Here is a 20128-nt window from a genome sequence, read left to right as displayed (position 1 = left end):
TAAAGCGGCAAAAGGATCAGGTCGGGGCGACGGGCTTGCGGTTCGCGGACACGAAGGCCGCCAGCGCCTTGACACTGGCGAAGTGCTTGCGCGTCTCGGCCGAATCGGCAGACATGTGCACACCGTAGCGCTTTTGCAGCGCCAGGCCCAGCTCCAGGGCATCGATGGAGTCGAGGCCAAGGCCTTCCACGAACAACGCGGCGTCCGCGTCGATGTTGTCGGGGCGGATGTCTTCCAGCGCAAGCGAGGAAATGATCAACTCCTTGATCTCCAGTTCAAGTGGCAGCACGGCAAATCTCCAGGGAAAAATAATCGGTCAGGTGGGCGGTGAGCTGGCGCGTCGCGATGGCGGCAGAGCGCGCCTCGAGGAACGGAGCCACCGGGATGTCGTCGCAAACCTCGATGACGAAGTGACCGCGCCGGGGAGGCACGCAGTACCACGGCGTGCCCTTGGTCAGCATGGGGGGATGGCAGCGGATGCGCACGGGGGTGATGTCCACCTCGCCACGTACCGCGATGTTGGCTGCGCCCCGCTGCAGCGGCAGCACGCCGTCGAGCGGGGTGCGGGAGCCTTCGGGGAAGATGATCAGGTTGTTGCCGCGGCGCAGCGATGCGACGCAGTCGTCGACGAGGCCCGAACCGGTGTCGTTGCAGATGAATCCGGCGGCCATGACCGGGCCGCGCGTGAATGGATTGCGCGCAAGCGATGCCTTGACGATGCAGTCGGCGCGCTCGACGAGGGAGACCAGGAACACCACGTCCACCAACGAAGGGTGGTTGGCCACGATCAGCCGGCCCTCGCGGCGCTGGAGCTTGTGGAGACCACGCACCTCGATGCTCAGCACCCCCACCCGGCACATCATGGCGACGAACACCCGGAACGTGCCGCGGATGATGGCCTTCACACGCACCGCCCGCTTCTCGGGGTCGGGCGTGAACAGGCGCACGAGCGGGAACACCACCACGCGCAGGATCAGCCCTCCGATGCCGAAGGCCGAGAAACACACGCCGGTGCCGACGATGCGCCAGAGTTGGTCAAGGCGGTCACGCATGATGGCGCTGCCAGGTCCAGGTGGTGCCGCCGGCCACACGCTGCAGGCGCGGGGCGTCGGCGGCAACGAACCGCATCAGGTCGAGTCCGTAGGGCAGCTGGGGGTGATCGGGCGCGGGCGCGTCGTGGGCCGGCGTGGCCGCCAGCGTGTAGCGCACCTGCCCGGGCACAGGGGCGGTGACCCGCCAGGCCCAGGCATACATCGTGGCGGGGCCGTCCTCGAACGTGACGTAACCGTCGGGCAGCGGAGCGTCGCAGAAGACCACCAACACCTCGGGCGCGCCATCGGCCAGCAGGCCCGCGGCCTCGACGACGCCGGCCGCGGCCGTGCCCGGCCCCGCCGCGACCGACACGTAATTGGCGTGATCGCCGCGGATCAGCGAGTACATGGCACCAATGGCGTTGTGCACTGACAACCCGAATGCCGTGGGCGACAGCGGCTCCCGGCGGACCAATTCGGCCAGCAGCGCCAGCGACCTGGACGCGTCGCCGTAGCGGGAGGCGAAGACGACCGGCACCTCCGGGGCGGGCGTGTGCAGGTCGAACGCGACCTGCAGCGCCGTGCGGCCAAGCGTGTTCAACCGCCGCCGCACCATGGGCGGCACCTGGGCCAGCGCCGGCTGCGGCTCGCCAGCGGGCACGGCCGGATCGGCCGACCACGCGCGCCACTGGTCAGCCGTTGCCAGGCCGGGGCCGCAGGCGGCCCATGAGGGGATTGAAAATTCGAGGTTCACACGTTGCTCGGGTGGACGGGCGTTTCGGATGCGCGTCTCGGGCGCGGCAAGCCCCTTGTCCCTGATGGGGCCGCGACGCTCGCAGCCCTCGCTTTTTTCACCCGATTGCTCCAAGTCGAGATTCTACGAAAGCCCCTTGCATCGACGACGCGTGTTCGGGGCCCCCAAAACGGTGTGTTCGAAACAGCATGTCAGCGCGGAAAAGGCCGAGTCAGTGCAAACCCGTGCACATCGCCCCCTTCGGCCAAGGCACCCGGCCGCCCCGGTGCCTGCAGGCGATCGATCTCGGCGTAGGCGAACTGGAGTTGCACTTCCATACGGCTCAACGCGGCACGGTGCTCGGCGGCTGACGCGGACAAACGGGTCTGGATGGCCAGCTTTTCCTGGTCGAGCGCCGTTTGCAGGCGAACATTGGTGGCGCGAAGGCCTTGGGTGCCCGTGGCGTACTGTTGCCGGGTGGCGGCAACGAACTTGCGCCGGCGCTGTTCGGCGCGGCGTGCGCACACCTGCCATGCAGCGACACCCCCCACGATCATCCCGAGCCCCGCGGCCGAGCACGCCGAGACCCACCAAGCCAGACTCATCCGAGCGCCCCTTGTCGTTGCCGCGCCCCGGACCCGCCGGGCCGACAAAAACGCATGGGCGAACAGTAACAGCGGGAACCCTCGTACGGCGGCTTCAGTGCCCCAGGAAACCGGCGTCGCGTGACAAAGTGGTCGCACGGGCACGGAACTCTGGCGCGGCAACGCGCTCATGAAAACGCCGGGCCGCCCCAGGTTCCCTGAGCCCCTACGGGGGCAGGTCGGCCCCAGGAGCCCTCAAAACTGCCCCTTGACGTAGACCCCGATGCCGTTTCGTCGCACCTTCAGCGACATCCGGTAGCCCGAATCCAGCTGGAACGCAAGGCTGCGCGACGCTCCGTCAAGCCCGAACTTGTTGCTGCGGGCCTTCCATTCCACCCCCACCTTGGTGCTGATGCGGTCCGTCGTGTCGGCATCGAAGCGCCGGGCACCGAACGCATCGGCAAACAGCGTGGACCGGGGATTCACCTGGAGCCGGTATCCCACCATCAGCACGGAACTGCCATAGGCGAGGGTCTGGGGGCCGCCCGCTTCGGGTGACGGCACGACGTAGCCGAAGGTGCCGAAGCCGACCCCGAAGTTCGAGGCGCCGCGGGTGACCCACCAGCGGTAGGTCACGCCCCCCATGTGCGAGAGGGGCCGGCCATAGGCGTCCAACCCGTGGTTGCCGGCCAGGGCCCGTTCGCTGTCCGCAACGTGGGCGCGTTCGACGGTGATCTTCGGGGGAGCGGAAGGGGTGACGGCCGGGGCGATGCGCCCCAACAGCGAATTCATCGTGTCGGCGGACGCCGCATTGCCGACGGCAGGAATGACGGCGCTGGCCTGGGCCCGGGCCGCGCCGGCACCGAACACGCCGAGCACCGCCACCAGGGTGCTGGCGGCCAAGCCCGCCCGGTGAGCCTTCGAGAGAAGGCTGGTGGGCAGACGTTGCGCCAGCATGGTGTTCATGGTGACCTCGCGGACAGATGGCTCGAGTATGAAACCCGGGGAAGCCCAGCGCCCGCATCGCGAAGCGCGAGACCGTGACTGAAATATCGCTCCCTCCTCTGTTGACCGCTATCGGCAGCACCATCGACCGCATGTAGGACAAGGCTCCATGCCCCGTCCTCCTGCATGCCGCGTGCGCTTCAGGCCCGGCGCGGGCGCACCTTCGACGCGGCTTCCTTGGCCCGGGTACGGGCCACTTCCACGTCGTTGTCGTACGCCAGCGCCACACCCATGCGGCGCTTCTCGAAGCTCTCGGGTTTGCCGAACAGCCGGAGTTCCGTCTGGGGCACTCGCAGGGCTTCGTCAACACCATCGTAGGCAATTCCGGTCGCCTCGACACCCCCGTAAATGACTGCACTTGCGCCCGGGCTCTTCAGCGCGGTGCTGACCGGCAGGCCGAGGATGGCGCGGGCGTGCAGCTCGAACTCGTTCTGCCACTGCGTGGCCATCGTCACCATGCCGGTGTCGTGCGGGCGCGGGCTGACCTCGCTGAACCACACCTGGTCGCCCTTGACGAACAACTCCACGCCGAACACGCCACGGCCACCGAGGTTGTCGGTGACGGCCTTCGAGATCTCGCGCGAGCGCTGCAGCGCGGCCGGGTTCATCGGGTGCGGCTGCCAGCTCTCGACGTAGTCGCCCTTGACCTGCACGTGGCCGATCGGGTCGCAGAAATGCGTTTCGGTCTCGCCGTCGGTGCCGGCGGCGCGCACGGTCAGCTGGGTGATCTCGTAGTCGAAGTCGATGAACCCCTCGACGATCACGCGGCCGTGGCTCACGCGCCCGCCGGCCATCGCGAAGTCCCAGGCCTTCTGCACGTCGGCCGGGCCGTCGATCTTGCTCTGGCCCTTGCCCGAGCTGCTCATCACTGGCTTCACCACACACGGGTACCCGATCTTGGTGTCGATCGCCGCCTGCAGCTCGGCCAGCGAATCGCAGAACACATACGGGCTGGTGGGCAGGCCCAGCGTCTCGGCGGCCAGGCGGCGGATGCCTTCACGGTCCATCGTGAGGCGGGCGGCACGGGCGGTGGGGATCACGCGGACCACGCCTTCGGCCTCGAGCTGCTCGAGCATCGGCGTGGCGATGGCCTCGATCTCGGGCACCACCAAGTCGGGCCGCTCGGCCTCGATCAGCGCGCGCAGCTGGGCCGGGTCGCTCATCGTGATGGTGCGGGCGTGGTGCGCGACCTGCTGGCCCGGGGCGTTTTCATAGCGGTCGACCGCGATGGTCTCGACCCCCAGACGCTGCAGCGCGATCAGCACTTCCTTGCCGAGCTCGCCGCTGCCCAGCAGCATGACCTTGACGGCCGACGGCGACAGCGGTGTTCCGAGAGTGATGCTCATGGTGGGACTCGTTCGATGGGTAGAAGGGAAAGGGCGCAATTGTCCCCCAGCCCGGCGATCACCCCGGCTTGCGGCACACTCCCGGCATGCCCGATGCCCTGATCTCACTGACCCACGTGGACAAGACCTTTGCGTCCGGCACGCGGGCGCTGCAGTCGGTTTCGCTGGCCGTGGCGCCCGGCGAATTCGTGTCCATCCTCGGCCCGTCCGGGTGTGGCAAGAGCACTGTGCTGCGCCTGGTGGCGGGCCTCGACACCCCCTCGGCCGGCCAGGTCGATGCCCCCGCGTGGCGCGCGCCCGCTCACGCCCGCACCGCGTTCGTCTTCCAGGACGCCACGCTGCTGCCGTGGGCCGATGTGTTCGACAACGTGTGGCTGCCGCTCCGGCTGGCCGGGACCTCCCGCGAAGCCGCAGCCCCGCGCATCGAGGCGCTGCTCGCGCAGATGGGCCTGGCCGACTTCGCCCGGGCCTACCCCGCGGCACTGTCGGGTGGCATGAAGATGCGTGCGGCCATCGCACGGGCCCGCGTGACCGACCCGCAGGTGCTGCTGATGGACGAACCGTTTGCCGCGCTCGACGAAATCACCCGCCAGCGCCTGAACACCGACCTGCTCGCGGGCTGGTTGGCCGCGCCCATGGCCGTGATGTTCGTCACACACAGTGTGTTCGAGGCGGTGTTCCTCAGCCAGCGGGTGATCGTGATGGGCGCCCGGCCGGGCCGGGTGGTCGACGCGATGGCGATCGGCGAGCCCTATCCGAGAACGCCCGCGTTCCGAACGTCGGCCCGGTATGCGGACGCCTGCCAGCAACTGTCGGCCTCGCTGGAGGCGGCCATGGCCGGCAGCGCGGCGTGAGCGCCCGCGCGGTGGTCGACCGGCTGTTGCCGGCGGCGGTGCTCGTGGGCCTCGTGGCCGGCTGGGAGCTGCTCGTGCGGCTCGCCGGGATTCCCCACTACACGCTGCCCGCCCCGTCCCTGGTGGCGCAGACCCTGTGGGCCAACGGGGGGTCGCTGGCGGGCAGCTGGTGGTTCACGCTGAAGGTGACGTTCGGCGCACTGGCCCTCGCGGTGGCCGGTGGCGTGCTGATCGCGTCCGTGTTCGCGTTGTCGCGCCCGCTCGAGCGGGCCTTCCTGCCGGTGGCCGTGATGCTGCAGGTCACCCCGGTGGTGGCGGTGGCCCCGCTGATCCTGATCTACGTGGAAAGCACCACGGCCGCATTGCTGCTGTGCACCTGGATCGTCGCGTTTTTCCCGATCCTGTCGAACACGGTCATCGGGTTGCGGGCCGCGGACGCCGGCCACCGCGACCTGTTCCGCCTGTACCGCGCCACCCCCTGGCAGCGGCTGCGGTTGCTGCTGGTGCCCACCGCCTTGCCGTACTTCGCCGCCGGGTTGAAAATCTCCGGCGGGCTGAGCCTGATCGGCGCGGTCACGGCCGAGATGGTGGCCGGAGCGGCCGGCCGCGAAACCGGGCTGGCCTCGCGCATCCTCGAGGCCAGCTTCCGCACGGAAACACCCAAGATGTTCGCCGCGCTGGTGCTGCTGGTGTTGACCGGCGTGGCGATCTTCTGGCTGTTCGACCGCCTCGCGCGCGCGCTGCTCGGCCACTGGCACGCCTCCGAGATGCCCCGCACCGAACCCTGACCCCTGGAGCCCCGCATGACGTTCCTGTCCCGCTTGACCCTGGCCGCACTGGCCGCCATCGCCGGCGCGGCCCACGCCAACGACCAGGTCACCTTCGCCACCAACTGGAAGGCCCAGGCCGCCCACGGTGGCTTCTACCAGGCCATCGCCGACGGCACCTACCGGCAACACGGGCTCGACGTGAAACTCGTGCCCGGCGGCCCGCAGGTGAACAACCGCCCGCTGCTGCCCGCCGGCCGCATTGATTTCCTGATGACCGGCAACCTGCTGCACAGCTTCGACAACGTGAAAAACGGCGTGCCCACCGTGGTGGTGGCCGCGATGTTCCAGAAGGACCCGCAGGCCCTGATCGCCCATCCGGGCCAGGGCTACGACAGCTTCGAAGCGCTGAAGAAGGCGCCGGTGGCGCTGATCGCGAAAGACGGCCAGTTCAGCTGGTGGCAATGGCTCAAGGTCACGCACGGCTTCCGCGACGAGGCCCTGAAACCCTACAACTACAACCTCGCGCCGTTCCTCGCGAACCCGAAGGCCATCCAGCAGGGGTACTCCGTGGCCGAACCCATCTATGTGCAGAACCAGGGCAAGTTCAAGCCGGTCGTGCACTTGCTGGCCGACCACGGCTTCAGCACCTACTCCACCGTCATCGAGGCCCGCACGGACACCGTGCGCGACAAACCCGACCTCGTGAAACGGTTTGTCGACGCCTCCGCGATCGGCTGGGTCAAGTACCTGTACGGCGACCGCCGCGCGGCCAACGCGCTGATGCTCAAGGACAACCCCGAGATGACGGTCGAGGAACTCGAGGCGTCGGTGGCCCTGATGAAACAGCAAGGCATCGTGGACTCGGGCGAGGCGCTGCAAAACGGCATCGGCGCCATGAACGCCGCCCGCATCCAGGACTTTTACGCGCAGATGGTCAAAGCCGGCCTCTACAAGCCGGGTGAAGTCGACCTGTCGAAGGTGGCCACGCTGCAGTTCGTCAACCGCAAGGTGGGTGTCGACACGAAGGCGGCCCTGGTCAAGCCGTGAGTTGAAGCAAGCGAAGCAAGCGCCAGATCAAGCTACCGCCGAGCCCGGGTCCCCCGGGCGACCGCGGGCGCCCCCTCGGGCGGCAGGAGCGAAGCGACGTTGGGGGGCTCAAGATCCACAAGCGCATGCCGATACCCAGGGGAACATCCCTGTCCGTGAGGAACCCGTGAACGCCTTCGTGCCGCTCAACCAGCCGCTGCCCGACCTCGACACCTGGACCACCTGGTTCCGGCAGGCCGAGATCCCGGTGCTCGGCAATTCAGCCGATGCGCTGGAGGCCATGCGGGCGAACGAGGATGACGTCGACGCCAACCTGATCGGCGAGATGGTGGCCGACGACCCGCTGATGACGCTGAAGATCCTCGCGTTCGCGGCCACGCACCGCCCGGAGCGCCGGGTCACCGACGTCGAGACGGTGACGGCCGCGGTGGTGATGATGGGCATCTCGCCGTTCTTCCAGGCCTTCGGTCCGCAGCCCGCGGTGGAAGACCGCCTGACCCCCATCCCGGCCGCCCTCGAAGGCGTGCGCGACGTGCTCCGCCGCGCACACCGTGCGGCCCGCTTCGCGTTTGCCTTCGCGGTGCACCGCACCGACCTGGACGCCGCCGTGATCCACGAGGCCGCGCTGCTGCACGATTTCGCCGAAATGCTGCTGTGGTGCCACGCACCCCACCTCGCGCTGCGCATCCGCGCGGCCCAGCAGGCGTCACCGTCGCTGCGTTCGAATGCCGCGCAACGGGCCGTGCTGAACATCGAACTCGGCGACCTGCAACGCACGCTGATGAAGGCGTGGCGATTGCCCGACCTGCTGATCCGCATCACCGACGACAAGCAGGCGCAACACGCCAGCGTGCAGAACGTGGTGCTCGCGATCCGCCTGGCACGCCACAGCGCCAACGGGTGGGACAACCCAGCCATCCCCGACGACATCGCCGACGTGGCCCGGCTGCTCAACCTGTCTCACGACGCCGCACTGGAATTCGTTCACAACGTGGAGGCGTGAACCGTTGCAAGCCCGCACGCGCCCCCCTTCAGTGTGATTGCCCGCCCATCACCCGCCGCCGGACACTGGCCGGCGTGAAGACACAGCCCCGTCCCCATCAGGAACCCCTCGCCACCCAGCGCAGGGTTTCATCGAACACGACCGGCTGATCCACGAGATGCACATGCGCCACGCCTTGCACGTGCCGGTTGTCGGCCCCCTCCAGCGTCGCCGTCGACGGCGGGAACACGATGTTGTCGCAGTGGCTGTAGAAACACGTGAAACGGCCCCGAGTCTCGGCCGACTCCTTCGACTCGAGGAACGCGAGCAAACCGCTCTGGTGTTGCATGTCGCGGGCATTCGACGCCTTGCTGAACCGCGCGGCCCAGGTGCCGTGGTGGGGCGTGCCGATCGTGATGACACGGTGCACGGCCCCCTCCCCGCCCGCCAGCCACGCGCGCACCACCAGCCCACCCATGCTGTGGGCCACCACCACGGGCGGCAGTCCGGTGGCCGCCTCGACACGGGCCACCGCCTCACCCACCGCTGCAGCGTAGTCGCGGATCCCGCCGAACACCGGCTCGAGGTTGACCGCCACGTGGGGCACGCCGCGCGCGCGCAACTGTGGCAGCCAGGTGTTCCAGAAACCGCGGTTGCAGACGAACCCGTGCACCAGCACCACGCCCCGCGTGCCCACACCGGGTGGCAGGTGGTCGGGCCACACGTTGGACCGGAACGGCTGCGACCAGCAGAACACGCGCGGCGACGTGGTCACCTCACCCCACCAGGCACGCACCAGCTGGCCCACGGTGGCGCGGGGTGCAGGGTCGTCCTTGTGTTGCCATGCGGCCACCACGAACTCGAGCGCCATGAACGCGAGGTAGCCGCCCACCACCACCAGCACGCCACCGGCGGCCCAGCCGGGGTGCCCCAGCACCAGGGCCAGGCCGCCCCATGCCACCGCGAACGCGATCAGGCCGAGGGTCACGAAACGTTGAAGGCGCGCCAGCATGGCAACGATGCTAGCAGTGGCCTCCACGTGTCACGGAAAATACAACTGATTACAAAAAGAGGGGGCTTCCCCCCCGCACTCAGGCGCCTTTCGGATGCCATGTGCCATGGGAGAATTCCGCCCCGATGGGCCTTCCAGCCCGCTGTACAGCCCCGTCTCGCGGGCCTTTATCTCGCGTCACTTTCCACTCCCCGAAGGACATCGCCTTGAGGCAGATCTTGTTCACCTTGCTCGCGTTCGTCGGCCTGCCCGCCTACGCCGCAGCCACCGTGTCACTCGCCGGGTTCTCTTACTCCGGCGACTACCAATCCATCGCGTCGCGGTTCCCGTACACGCAGCGGTTCGCCAAGCAGATGGCCGAGCAGAACACGTCGATCGACAAGGTCATCGGCCAGACGCTCACCAACACCAAGATCGGCAACTTCACGGTCCAGCAGGGTGAACTCGCCCAGCTGAAGGGCCGCGACCAGGCCATTGCCGTGTCGCTCGTGATGACCAGCGAAACCGTGTCGTACGAACGCTTCGGCCGGGCCTACAAGCTGTTCGTGAACCTGCGCGGGCAGGCGCTGTTCTTCGACTTCAAGTCGATGACGGTGCTGCGTTCGTACCCGATCACGGCCGCCTACCTCGACGTGCTCGGCGCCCCGCCGTCCGACGAGGAACTCGACGACCGCGTGCGCAAGCTGTTCCTCGGTGACGGCCAGAAGGCGGGCCTGGTGCAGCGTTTCGCCAACCAGATGGCCGCGGCCACGCTGCCCGAGACCGTGCCGCGCTTCCTGCAGGTCAACAAGGTCACCATCTCGCCGGAAGCCCGCAACGAACTGCCCGAAGCACTGAAGGGCACGCCCAACACCGCCGAGACGTGGCTCGCCGACCAGCTGAGCGAGATGATCGCCAGCCGCACCGGCACACCGGTGCTGCCTTACGCGAAGGGTTACGCCATCGGCAACTCGATGGCCATGCGGTTTGCCGACGGCACCGTGTTCAACCTGAAGATCCCGGAGGCCGACTACGCGTTTTCGGTGGACCTGACCGGCTTCAAGCGCATCAAGAGCGGTGAATCCGCCGCCGGCGCCAGCTACATCTACGGCACCTACGTGGACCTGAAGCTCATCGAGCCCGTGTCCGGCCGCGCCTACCTCGACTCGAAGTTCAAGAACGGCGAAGTCAAGCTCGTGCCCGCCACCCAGAGCGAGATCGACGATTTCCCCGCGTACTCAGACTCCGTGCGCGGCCTGTTCGGCAAGCTCACCGCGGTGCTCGGCGGCAAGGACGATCCGTGGATCAAGTCCGCTGCCACCCCCACCTCCGACCTCAACGCTCAAATTTCTGCCACCAAGACGGTACTCCAATCATGCAAGTAATCCGCACCCTCCTGCTCGCGCTGCTGGCCTTCAGCACGCAGATCGCGCTGGCACAGGTCGAAAACGCCAAGGGCTCGGCGACCATCACCTACGCCAAGAAGCTCACGCCCGAAGACAAGACCAAGGCGTTCCGCGAAGCCCAGGTCAAGGCCGTCGAACGCTACTACGCCGAAAGCGGCGACTCCGAGAGCGCCAACTTCGACAACGTGCGCGACAAGGTCCTCGAGAACCTCGACAAGTTCGTGCTCAGCGCCACGCTGATCAGCGACCAGGACATGCCGGACAAGAAGCAGTACAACGCCGTCGTCCGCATCGAACTGAACGTCGCGCGCCTGCGCAACACGCTGAAGGCCAACTCGGCCATCGGCGCCACGCCGGCAGGCAACAAGTCGCCGCTGACCTTCGTCTTCATGGCGCGCCAGGTGGCGTCCGTGAAGAGCTACGACGCCCGTGTCGTGCAACGCGCCGAAGTGCGTGGTGAAGCCTCCGGCAGCCTGCAAGCCCGCGAAAAGACCGCCGAATCCGAACGCGTCGGCCGTGGCGGCGTGAAGACCAACACCGCCGTGGACCGTTCCGTGAACGCATCGGCCAGCCGCTCCATCACCACCGAAACCGGCGGCAGCTCCACCCAGAAGTCCGACGACAGCACGTGGCGCCTGATCCCCGCGCAAAGCCTGAACGCGCAATTCACCGGCATCTTCGCCAAGGCCGGCTTCGACGTGGTGGAAGCCGCCTACGTCGAGCCGCAATCGAAGGGCCTGCTGAGCGTGAAGTCGATCGAACGCGACTACGAAACCGGCAACGACCTGAGCCCCGAGACCCTGCGCAACACCGCCCAAGGCCTGAAGAACGCCGAAATTCCGTACCTCGCGCTCGGCACGCTCGACGTGGGCACGAAGGACGCCGATCCGGCGACCGGCCTCGTGCGCGTGTACGTGACCGTTTCGGGCAAGATCCTCGACCTGAACTCGCGTTTCCCGCGTGTCGTGTCCTCGGTGGGTCCGGTCCAGTTCGCCGGCACCGGCCCCACGGAAGCCGTGGCGCAGACCAACGCGCTCAAGCTGGCCGCCGAGAACGCCGCCCGTGAACTCGTGAGCCAGATCAACAACGTGGGTGTGCGCTGATCCGCACCGTCCCGCCTCTCTTTTGCACACCCTGTTCGCACTGAAGGAGCTTCTCCCCATGATCGCCAAGAAAACCGTCGCCATCGCCATCACCGCCTTGTTCCTGGCCCCGGCCGTGTCCATCGCCCAACTGCCGAAGATCCCGTCGCTCGGCGGCGGCTCCAGTTCGTCCGGTGGCGGTGACGCCGCTGCCCAGCAAGACCAGCTGGTTCGCGCCTACGTCGGAGCCGACAAGGAAGTGCTGACCGCCCAGGCCAAGATGGCCGACGCCGTGGGCCTGAAGGACCGCGCCGCCCAGCTGCAAGCCACGAGCGATGCGCTCGGCGCCGGTGCCACGAAGGAAAACCTCGAGGCGTCGGAAACGATGCAAAGCGAAGCGTCGCAGGAAATCCAGGCGAAGCTGAAGGACGGCAACGTCAAGCTCGACGCCGCCGGCAAGAAGAAGTTCAGCGAAGGCCTGGGCTCGCTCGGCCGCGGCATCGCGAAGTACGCCACGCTGAAGGGCCCCATCGCCTCTTTCCAGAGCTCGCTCACCGGCGGCGGCGTGGCCGGCGCCCTGGGTGCCGCCAGCAAGCTCAACGCGGGCCGCTACATCGTCGGCAGCACGCCGGGCCACGTGAAGAACCTGTCGAGCACGCTCAACACCGCCGTCAGCTACGCGAAGAGCAACGACATCCCCGTGCCGGCTGACGCCACCGCGGCACTCTGATCCCGTTCACCGTCCCCCAGTCCCGCGGAGCGATTCGTCGATGAAATTTCACACCCTGATGTTCGCCTCCGCGTGCCTGGTGCTCGGTGCATGTGACCAGACGGTCACCCCGGCCGCAGCCCCCGTGGCGGCCAGCGCACCGGCCGCGGTGGTGACCCCGGCCTCGGCGGTAGTGGCCCCCGTGCCACCACCGCCGCCTCCCATGGTGGCCGGCCTCGACGTGGGCAAGACCAGCACACAGGCCACCCGGGCGCCCGGCGCGGGCAAGTCGCTCTCCGCCGCCGTGAATGACGCCATCCGCACCGCGATCCTGCAGGTCAACGGCACCACGGTGAACCTGAACACCGAGCAATACAAGTTCGCGCTGGATGCGGCCACGCCGTACAGCGAGGTCAACATCCGCGCCACCGGCTTTGCCGACGTGATGCGCCAGCAGACCCGCGGCGCCATCACCGGCTTCAAGCTCGACAGCGCCGAAGGCCCTGACGCCGGCGGCATCTACAAGGTGTGGATCGAGGCCCAGGTGGCCAAGTACACCGCGCCGGAGGCGGAAGCCAGGAAGATCAAGCTCGTCGTGGCACCCATCCGCTTCGACGCCAAATCGTTCACCGTGGGCGGCCGCTCCGTGCCGGCCACCCAGGTGGCGCAGGAGATCCGCGGCAAGATCCTCGAAACCCTCGCCCAGTCCGGCCGCTTTGCCGTGCTCGACCGCGAGTTCGACGCCGAGGTGCAGCAGGAGCTCGACATGGTCGAGTCGGGCCAGACACCCAACGCGCAGTTCGGCAAGCTGGGCCAGGCCTTCAGCGCCGACCTGATCTGGATCGGCCGCATCCGTTCGCTCGGGTACGTGCGCCACAGCCGCGAGCTGCGCGCCACCGATCGCGAGCTCGTCAGCTACTCGGGCGGCTGGGCTGTGTCCCAGAAGCTCGTCAACGTGGCCACGCGCCAGGTGCTGCTGGCCAACTCGCTGCAGGACCAGATGCCAGCCACTGCCCCCACCACGCTCGGCGTGTCCGTCGACAGCGACAAGACACTGTCGTCAATGCAGGCGGGCATCGCGCAACAGGTGGTGGCATCGATCATGTCGAGCAGCTTCCCCGTGAGCATCGTCTCGCGTGACGGCAACTCGGTGATCCTGAGCCAGGGCGCCAACGCGGTGAAGCTCGGCGCCCGCTACCAGGTGGTCGCACTCGGCGCCGAACTGCGCGATCCGCAGACCGGCCAGTCGCTGGGCCGCACCGAGGCACCTTGCTGCGAGGTGGTGATCGACCGTGTCACCCCCACGCTGTCGTATGGTCACCTCGAGGCCGTGGCCATCGCCATCGACCAGGTGCCGCAGGGCGGCCTGCTGCTGCGCGAAGCCATCACCCGCAAGGCGGCCCAGGTGGCCACGACGGACCGCCCGGCTGCAAAGGGCCGCCGTGCCGACAAGGACGACATGGGTGACCCGGTGCCGCCCACCAAATCGAAGCGTGGTGACGCCGACTGGTGACCTGACACCACCGAACCCCGCCAGCCCGGCACCGCAAGGTGGCCGGGCTTTTTCTTGCGCCGGCTGGCTTCGCGGAGTTCGTGACGGATGCAGCGGCACTCAGGGCACAAGCGCCTACTTCGCTAGTGCAACTACCGTAGCTGCGGAGGCCTGAACCTCCGAACATGGACTTTTCAACGTGATCGCCCATTGGAGTCCTGCCCATGCAAAAACCCTGGCTGAAGAGTTACCCGCCTGGCGTTCCTGCGGAGATCGACCCGAAGGCGTACGCCTCGCTCGTCGACCTGCTCGAGGAGTCGTTCCAGAAGTACGCGGGCCGCGCTGCAGCCGAAAGCATGGACAAGGTCATGACGTTCGGCGACGTCGACCAGGGCTCCAAGGCGCTCGCCGCCTGGCTGCAGGCGAAGGGCCTCGCACCCGGTGCCCGCGTGGCCATCATGATGCCGAACGTGCTGCAGTACATGATCGCCATCGCCGGCATCCTGCGCGCGGGCATGGTGGTGGTCAACGTGAACCCGCTGTACACCGCACGTGAGCTGGAGCACCAACTGAAGGACTCGGGCGCCGAGGCCATCATCGTGCTGGAGAATTTCGCCGCCACGCTCGAGCAGGTGATGGCCCGCACCAACGTCCGCCACGTCGTGCTTGCCGCGATGGGCGACATGCTTGGCGTGAAGGGCGTGCTGGTGAACTTCGTCGTGCGCCACGTACGAAAGATGGTGCCCCCGTTCCACCTGCCCACGGGCGGCGGGCGCACCGTCACCCGTTTCAACACGGCCGTGTCCGAGGGGCGCGGCCTGCCGCTCAAGCGGCCCACGCTCACCCCCGACACCGTGGCCTTCCTCCAGTACACCGGCGGCACCACGGGCGTGTCGAAGGGCGCCACGCTGCTCCACCGCAACGTGGTGGCCAACATCCTGCAAAGCGAGGCGTGGTTCACCCCCATGCTCAACAAGATTGGCGACAAGCAGCTCATTGTCGTGTGCGCACTGCCGCTGTATCACATCTTCGCGCTGACGGCCTGCTACATGCTGGGCGCACGCCGCGGCATGATGAACCTGCTGATCGCCAACCCGCGCGACATCCCCGGTTTCGTCAAGGTGCTGAAGAAGCACCGCGTGAACATGTTCCCGGCCGTCAACACGCTCTTCAACGCACTCGCCCACGCGCCCGACATCACCCAGGTCGACTTCTCCGAACTGGTAATCTCGAACGGTGGTGGCATGGCCGTTCAACAGGCCACGGCGGACAAGTGGATCAAGCTCACCGGCTGCCCGGTGGTCGAAGGGTATGGGCTCTCGGAGACCTCTCCCGTCGCCACCGTGAACCGACTCGATGCGCAAGAGTTCACCGGCAGCATCGGCCTGCCGGTGCCGTCCACCGACATCGTCATCCGCGACGACAACGGCAACGACGTACCGTATGGTGAAGCTGGCGAGATCTGCATCCGCGGTCCGCAGGTGATGGCAGGCTACTGGAACCGCCCCGACGAAACCGCCAAGACCATGACCGCCGACGGCTTCTTCAAGTCGGGCGACATCGGCATCATGGACGAGGCCGGGTTCACCAAGATCGTGGATCGCAAGAAGGACATGATCCTCGTCTCCGGCTTCAACGTGTACCCGAACGAGATCGAGCAGGTCGTCGCGCTGCATCCCGGCGTGCTGGAGTGCGCGGCGGTGGGCGTGCCCGACGCCAAGTCCGGTGAAGCCGTGAAGCTGTTCGTCGTGCGGCGCGACCCCACGCTCACCGAGGCGGCACTCGGCGAGTACTGCAAGGAAAACTTCACGGCCTACAAGCGGCCTCGCGTGATCGAGTTCCGCACGGACCTGCCCAAGACCAACGTCGGCAAGATTCTGCGGCGGGAACTTCGCGACAAGTGACCTCAACGGGCCGCGGCCCACGGGGCCAGGTCCATCGCATCCAGGCGTCGGCACGACAGTTGCCGGCGCGGAACGTGCGCGGTCGACGCTGGCAATCGAGCGGGCAGAGGTCACCCATTCGCGCAATGGGTGATCACTTGACGCTCCGGGAGCTTGCTACGCCGCTTCTGCGCGCCAACGCACGACCCACCGAAGTCGTTGGGATGGCGCAGGCTGCCCTTTTGGCGGCCCGGCGGGCAGCGAACGGCGGCCCAATCCGGTGCGGTGATTGCTCCACTCCCGCGGCTTCGCCATTCTGTCGCTGGAACCGCGTCGTTCTACGCAGTCAGATGCGCCTGAGCGGTGAACGCAATCGGTGCCGCAACAGGTAACCGATGACCGTCGTCCCCAGCCGGCACGCGCGGACGAAGTCTCATCCCAGCCACCAGATCACGCGGGAGCACCAGCACATCAGGCAAATGCTTGGCGCATGCAATATCAAAATGGGGGAATTGCGGCCGATGAATATCGAGGCCGAAAATAGCAAAAGCCCTCGTCACGCCGTGACGAGGGCTTTGCAATTAATAGCCTGACGATGTCCTACTTTCACACGGGAACCCGCACTATCATCGGCGCTGAGGCGTTTCACTGTCCTGTTCGGGATGGGAAGGAGTGGGACCACCTCGCTATGGTCATCAGGCTTAACCGTTCGCTGTCTTGAYTTTGGCAAGACAGCCAATTCGCAGAGTCGGCAGTTGATGCTTGTTCAGCGATCAACTGCAATCAGAATGTTCTTGATTACGCCAGCCAACGATTATGGCATAACGTGTCTTTGACTTCAAGTCAAAGTTATAGGGTCAAGCCTCACGAGCAATTAGTACTGGTTAGCTTAACGCATTACTGCGCTTCCACACCCAGCCTATCAACGTCCTGGTCTCGAACGACTCTTCAGGGGGCTCAAGGCCCCGGCAAGACTTATCTTGAGACGAGTTTCCCGCTTAGATGCTTTCAGCGGTTATCTCTTCCGCACTTAGCTACTCGGCGATGCCACTGGCGTGACAACCGATACACCAGAGGTGCGTCCACTCCGGTCCTCTCGTACTAGGAGCAGGCTCTCTCAATCTTGCAGCGCCCACGGAAGATAGGGACCAAACTGTCTCACGACGTTTTAAACCCAGCTCACGTACCTCTTTAAATGGCGAACAGCCATACCCTTGGGACCGGCTACAGCCCCAGGATGAGATGAGCCGACATCGAGGTGCCAAACACCGCCGTCGATATGAACTCTTGGGCGGTATCAGCCTGTTATCCCCAGAGTACCTTTTATCCGTTGAGCGATGGCCCTTCCATACAGAACCACCGGATCACTTAGTCCTACTTTCGTACCTGCTCGACTTGTCAGTCTCGCAGTCAAGCACGCTTATGCCTATGCACTATCAGCACGATTTCCGACCGTGCCTAGCGTACCTTCGAACTCCTCCGTTACGCTTTGGGAGGAGACCGCCCCAGTCAAACTGCCCACCATACACTGTCCCCAACCCGGATAACGGGCCAAGGTTAGAACCTCAAACACACCAGGGTGGTATTTCAACGTTGGCTCCACGACACCTAGCGGCACCGCTTCAAAGCCTCCCACCTATCCTACACAGATCTGTTCAAAGTCCAATGTAAAGCTACAGTAAAGGTTCATGGGGTCTTTCCGTCTTTCCGCGGGGAGATTGCATCATCACAAACATTTCAACTTCGCTGAGTCTCTGGAGGAGACAGTGTGGCCATCATTACTCCATTCGTGCAGGTCGGAACTTACCCGACAAGGAATTTCGCTACCTTAGGACCGTTATAGTTACGGCCGCCGTTTACTGGGACTTCAGTCAAGAGCTTGCACCCCATCATTTAATCTTCCAGCACCGGGCAGGAGTCACACCCTATACGTCGACTTTCGTCTTTGCAGAGTGCTGTGTTTTTAATAAACAGTTGCAGCCACCGATTCTCTGCGGCCTTATTGGGCTCACCAAGTAAATGGATCACCTACTAAAGGCACACCTTCTTCCGAAGTTACGGTGTCAATTTGCCGAGTTCCTTCTCCAGAGTTCTCTCAAGCGCCTTAGAATACTCATCTCGCGCACCAGTGTCGGTTTGCGGTACGGTCGTATGTAGCTGGAGCTTAGTGGCTTTTCCTGGAAGCAGGGTATCACTCACTTCAGCGGCAAGCCGCCTCGTTATCACGCCTCATCTAATTCCCCCGGATTTGCCTAAGGGATACGACTACACGCTTGAACCGGGACATCCAACACCCGGCTGAGTTAACCTTCTCCGTCCCCACATCGCACTACATATCGGTACAGGAATATTGACCTGTTTCCCATCAGCTACGCATCTCTGCCTCGCCTTAGGGGCCGACTCACCCTACGCCGATGAACGTTGCGTAGGAAACCTTGCGCTTTCGGCGAGGGGGCTTTTCACCCCCTTTAACGCTACTCATGTCAGCATTCGCACTTCTGATACCTCCAGCAGCCTTCACAAGCCACCTTCACAGGCGTACAGAACGCTCTCCTACCACGTGCAATAAATTGCACATCCGCAGCTTCGGTAACTGGCTTAGCCCCGTTACATCTTCCGCGCAGGACGACTCGATCAGTGAGCTATTACGCTTTCTTTAAATGATGGCTGCTTCTAAGCCAACATCCTGACTGTTTTAGCCTTCCCACTTCGTTTCCCACTTAGCCAATTTTGGGGACCTTAGCTGGCGGTCTGGGTTGTTTCCCTCTTGTGTCCGGACGTTAGCACCCGGTGCACTGTCTCCCAAGCTGTACTCATCGGTATTCGGAGTTTGCAATGGTTTGGTAAGTCGCCATGACCCCCTAGCCATAACAGTGCTCTACCCCCGATGGTAATACTTGAGGCACTACCTAAATAGTTTTCGGAGAGAACCAGCTATTTCCAAGTTTGTTTAGCCTTTCACCCCTATCCACAGCTCATCCGCTAGTTTTGCAACACTAGTCGGTTCGGACCTCCAGTACCTGTTACGGCACCTTCATCCTGGCCATGGATAGATCACTTGGTTTCGGGTCTACACCCAGCGACTGAACGCCCTATTCGGACTCGATTTCTCTACGGCTTCCCTATTCGGTTAACCTTGCCACTGAATGTAAGTCGCTGACCCATTATACAAAAGGTACGCCGTCACCCGTTTCCAGGCTCCGACTGTTTGTATGCATGCGGTTTCAGGATCTATTTCACTCCCCTCCCGGGGTTCTTTTCGCCTTTCCCTCACGGTACTAGTTCACTATCGGTCGATTACGAGTATTTAGCCTTGGAGGATGGTCCCCCCATATTCAGACAGGATTACACGTGTCCCGCCCTACTTGTCGCACGCCTAGTTCCACACTCGAGATTTTTCATACGGGGCTATCACCCGCTATGGCCGGACTTTCCATTCCGTTCTGATATCAAGAATGCTAAAACGTGCAGGCTCTTCCGATTTCGCTCGCCACTACTTTCGGAATCTCGGTTGATGTCTTTTCCTCGAGCTACTGAGATGTTTCAGTTCACTCGGTTCGCCTCGCATACCTATGTATTCAGTATGCGATACCCTTGCGGGTGGGTTTCCCCATTCGGAAATCTCCGGATCAAAGCTAATTTGCCAGCTCCCCGAAGCTTATCGCAGGCTATCACGTCCTTCGTCGCCTGTAATCGCCAAGGCATCCACCACATGCACTTAGTCACTTGACCCTATAACTTTGACACCGCTGACTGCAGTGTCGTCAAGGACTCATATTTGAGTATTACGCGTTATGCCGAATTCAATCTCTTTCGAGTTGAATTGTTGTTGACGCAATCAAAAACAGTTACTGTCGGCACGGTGCGTCTTGCGACGCTTTCCGACAGCAACTTCTGATTTTCGACTCTACGAATTGTTAAAGAACAACAGCCGATTCTTTCGAATCGCTGACGCAAACACCCATGTTCAGGCATTTGAGTCAACGATGAATATCGTGGTGATTGGTGGAGGATGACGGGATCGAACCGACGACCCCCTGCTTGCAAAGCAGGTGCTCTCCCAGCTGAGCTAATCCCCCAATGAATATTGGTGGGTCTGGTTGGTCTCGAACCAACGACCCCCGCCTTATCAAGACGGTGCTCTAACCAACTGAGCTACAGACCCTGCAATCTTCTTAGTGAAGCGCAAAGGCCTGGGCAGCGCCAGGACGCA

16 protein-coding genes, 2 tRNA genes and 2 rRNA genes are annotated in these 20128 nt (G+C 64.6%); 9 read left to right on the top strand and 11 right to left on the bottom strand.

Annotated elements, in window-relative coordinates:
• Window positions 1–16: 16 nt before the first annotated feature.
• The 6 genes from ASC87_RS21715 to purT form a co-directional block, all read right to left on the bottom strand.
• Window positions 17–289, bottom strand: coding sequence for a phosphopantetheine-binding protein (locus ASC87_RS21715; protein ID WP_056667243.1), 273 nt, complete (start codon window positions 287–289; stop codon window positions 17–19).
• Window positions 276–1052, bottom strand: coding sequence for a 1-acyl-sn-glycerol-3-phosphate acyltransferase (locus ASC87_RS21710; protein WP_056667240.1), 777 nt, complete (start codon window positions 1050–1052; stop codon window positions 276–278). Before ASC87_RS21710 ends, ASC87_RS21715 begins: the two co-directional genes overlap by 14 nt.
• Window positions 1045–1785, bottom strand: a complete 741-nt coding sequence (locus ASC87_RS21705; RefSeq protein WP_056667234.1) for a beta-ketoacyl synthase chain length factor — start codon at window positions 1783–1785, stop codon at window positions 1045–1047. Before ASC87_RS21705 ends, ASC87_RS21710 begins: the two co-directional genes overlap by 8 nt.
• Window positions 1786–1976: 191 nt before the next feature.
• A complete protein-coding gene (locus ASC87_RS21700; protein WP_157604190.1) occupies window positions 1977–2369 on the bottom strand; it encodes a hypothetical protein in 393 nt (130 codons plus the stop codon).
• 234 nt (window positions 2370–2603) lie between these two features.
• Window positions 2604–3314 carry a hypothetical protein gene (locus tag ASC87_RS21695; RefSeq protein WP_157604189.1) on the bottom strand — a complete coding sequence of 237 codons (711 nt, stop codon included), beginning with the start codon at window positions 3312–3314 and terminating at the stop codon, window positions 2604–2606.
• 179 nt (window positions 3315–3493) lie between these two features.
• Complete coding sequence (gene purT / locus ASC87_RS21690) at window positions 3494–4699, bottom strand: formate-dependent phosphoribosylglycinamide formyltransferase (protein ID WP_056667226.1); 1206 nt, start codon at window positions 4697–4699, stop codon at window positions 3494–3496.
• A gap of 86 nt (window positions 4700–4785) precedes the next feature.
• Here purT and ASC87_RS32800 point away from each other — a divergent pair, with 86 nt between their 5' ends.
• The 4 genes from ASC87_RS32800 to ASC87_RS21670 all read left to right on the top strand — a co-directional run bounded on the left by ASC87_RS32800 (window position 4786) and on the right by ASC87_RS21670 (window position 8373).
• The gene (locus ASC87_RS32800; protein WP_056667223.1) at window positions 4786–5553 is read left to right on the top strand and encodes an ABC transporter ATP-binding protein; all 768 of its coding nucleotides are present in this window, start codon (window positions 4786–4788) and stop codon (window positions 5551–5553) included.
• Window positions 5550–6341, top strand: coding sequence for an ABC transporter permease (locus ASC87_RS32795; RefSeq protein WP_056667220.1), 792 nt, complete (start codon window positions 5550–5552; stop codon window positions 6339–6341). The genes ASC87_RS32800 and ASC87_RS32795 overlap by 4 nt, the downstream gene beginning before the upstream one ends.
• A gap of 15 nt (window positions 6342–6356) precedes the next feature.
• Window positions 6357–7370 (top strand): ABC transporter substrate-binding protein, encoded by a 1014-nt coding sequence (locus tag ASC87_RS21675; RefSeq protein WP_056667217.1) that lies wholly within the window; start codon window positions 6357–6359, stop codon window positions 7368–7370.
• Between the two features lie 166 nt (window positions 7371–7536).
• On the top strand, window positions 7537–8373 hold the full coding sequence (locus ASC87_RS21670) for an HDOD domain-containing protein (protein ID WP_056667214.1): 837 nt from the start codon (window positions 7537–7539) through the stop codon (window positions 8371–8373).
• 97 nt (window positions 8374–8470) lie between these two features.
• On the opposite strand, the gene ASC87_RS21665 is transcribed toward ASC87_RS21670, so the two are convergent.
• Window positions 8471–9364 (bottom strand): alpha/beta fold hydrolase, encoded by an 894-nt coding sequence (locus ASC87_RS21665; protein WP_056667211.1) that lies wholly within the window; start codon window positions 9362–9364, stop codon window positions 8471–8473.
• A 206-nt stretch (window positions 9365–9570) separates the two neighbouring features.
• Between ASC87_RS21665 and ASC87_RS21660 the strand changes: the two genes are divergently transcribed.
• From ASC87_RS21660 to ASC87_RS21640, 5 genes are all read left to right on the top strand, one after another.
• Window positions 9571–10728: a hypothetical protein gene (locus tag ASC87_RS21660; RefSeq protein ID WP_235582240.1), complete on the top strand. Its 1158-nt coding sequence runs from the start codon at window positions 9571–9573 to the stop codon at window positions 10726–10728.
• Window positions 10719–11852, top strand: coding sequence for a hypothetical protein (locus ASC87_RS21655; RefSeq protein ID WP_056667208.1), 1134 nt, complete (start codon window positions 10719–10721; stop codon window positions 11850–11852). The genes ASC87_RS21660 and ASC87_RS21655 overlap by 10 nt, the downstream gene beginning before the upstream one ends.
• A 58-nt stretch (window positions 11853–11910) precedes the next feature.
• Window positions 11911–12561, top strand: a complete 651-nt coding sequence (locus ASC87_RS21650; protein WP_056667205.1) for a hypothetical protein — start codon at window positions 11911–11913, stop codon at window positions 12559–12561.
• A 40-nt stretch (window positions 12562–12601) separates the two neighbouring features.
• Entirely contained in the window at window positions 12602–14053 is a 1452-nt protein-coding gene (locus ASC87_RS21645) for a CsgG/HfaB family protein (RefSeq protein ID WP_082568828.1), read from the top strand.
• Between the two features lie 203 nt (window positions 14054–14256).
• The gene (locus ASC87_RS21640) at window positions 14257–15936 is read left to right on the top strand and encodes a long-chain-fatty-acid--CoA ligase (protein WP_056667200.1); all 1680 of its coding nucleotides are present in this window, start codon (window positions 14257–14259) and stop codon (window positions 15934–15936) included.
• 566 nt (window positions 15937–16502) lie between these two features.
• On the opposite strand, the gene rrf is transcribed toward ASC87_RS21640, so the two are convergent.
• The 4 genes from rrf to ASC87_RS21620 form a co-directional block, all read right to left on the bottom strand.
• Window positions 16503–16615 (bottom strand): 5S ribosomal RNA (gene rrf, locus ASC87_RS21635).
• A 153-nt stretch (window positions 16616–16768) separates the two neighbouring features.
• A 23S ribosomal RNA gene (locus ASC87_RS21630) occupies window positions 16769–19647 on the bottom strand.
• Window positions 19648–19918: 271 nt separating this feature from the next.
• Window positions 19919–19994: transfer RNA gene (locus ASC87_RS21625), tRNA-Ala, on the bottom strand.
• A gap of 9 nt (window positions 19995–20003) precedes the next feature.
• Window positions 20004–20080 (bottom strand) — tRNA-Ile (locus ASC87_RS21620).
• Between the last annotated feature and the right edge of the window lie 48 nt (window positions 20081–20128).

It is taken from the genome of Rhizobacter sp. Root1221 (assembly GCF_001425785.1).
GTDB lineage: Bacteria > Pseudomonadota > Gammaproteobacteria > Burkholderiales > Burkholderiaceae_C > Rhizobacter.
The sequence above is the reverse complement of the archived record's forward strand: the minus strand, read 5'-3'. Positions and strand labels throughout refer to the sequence as shown.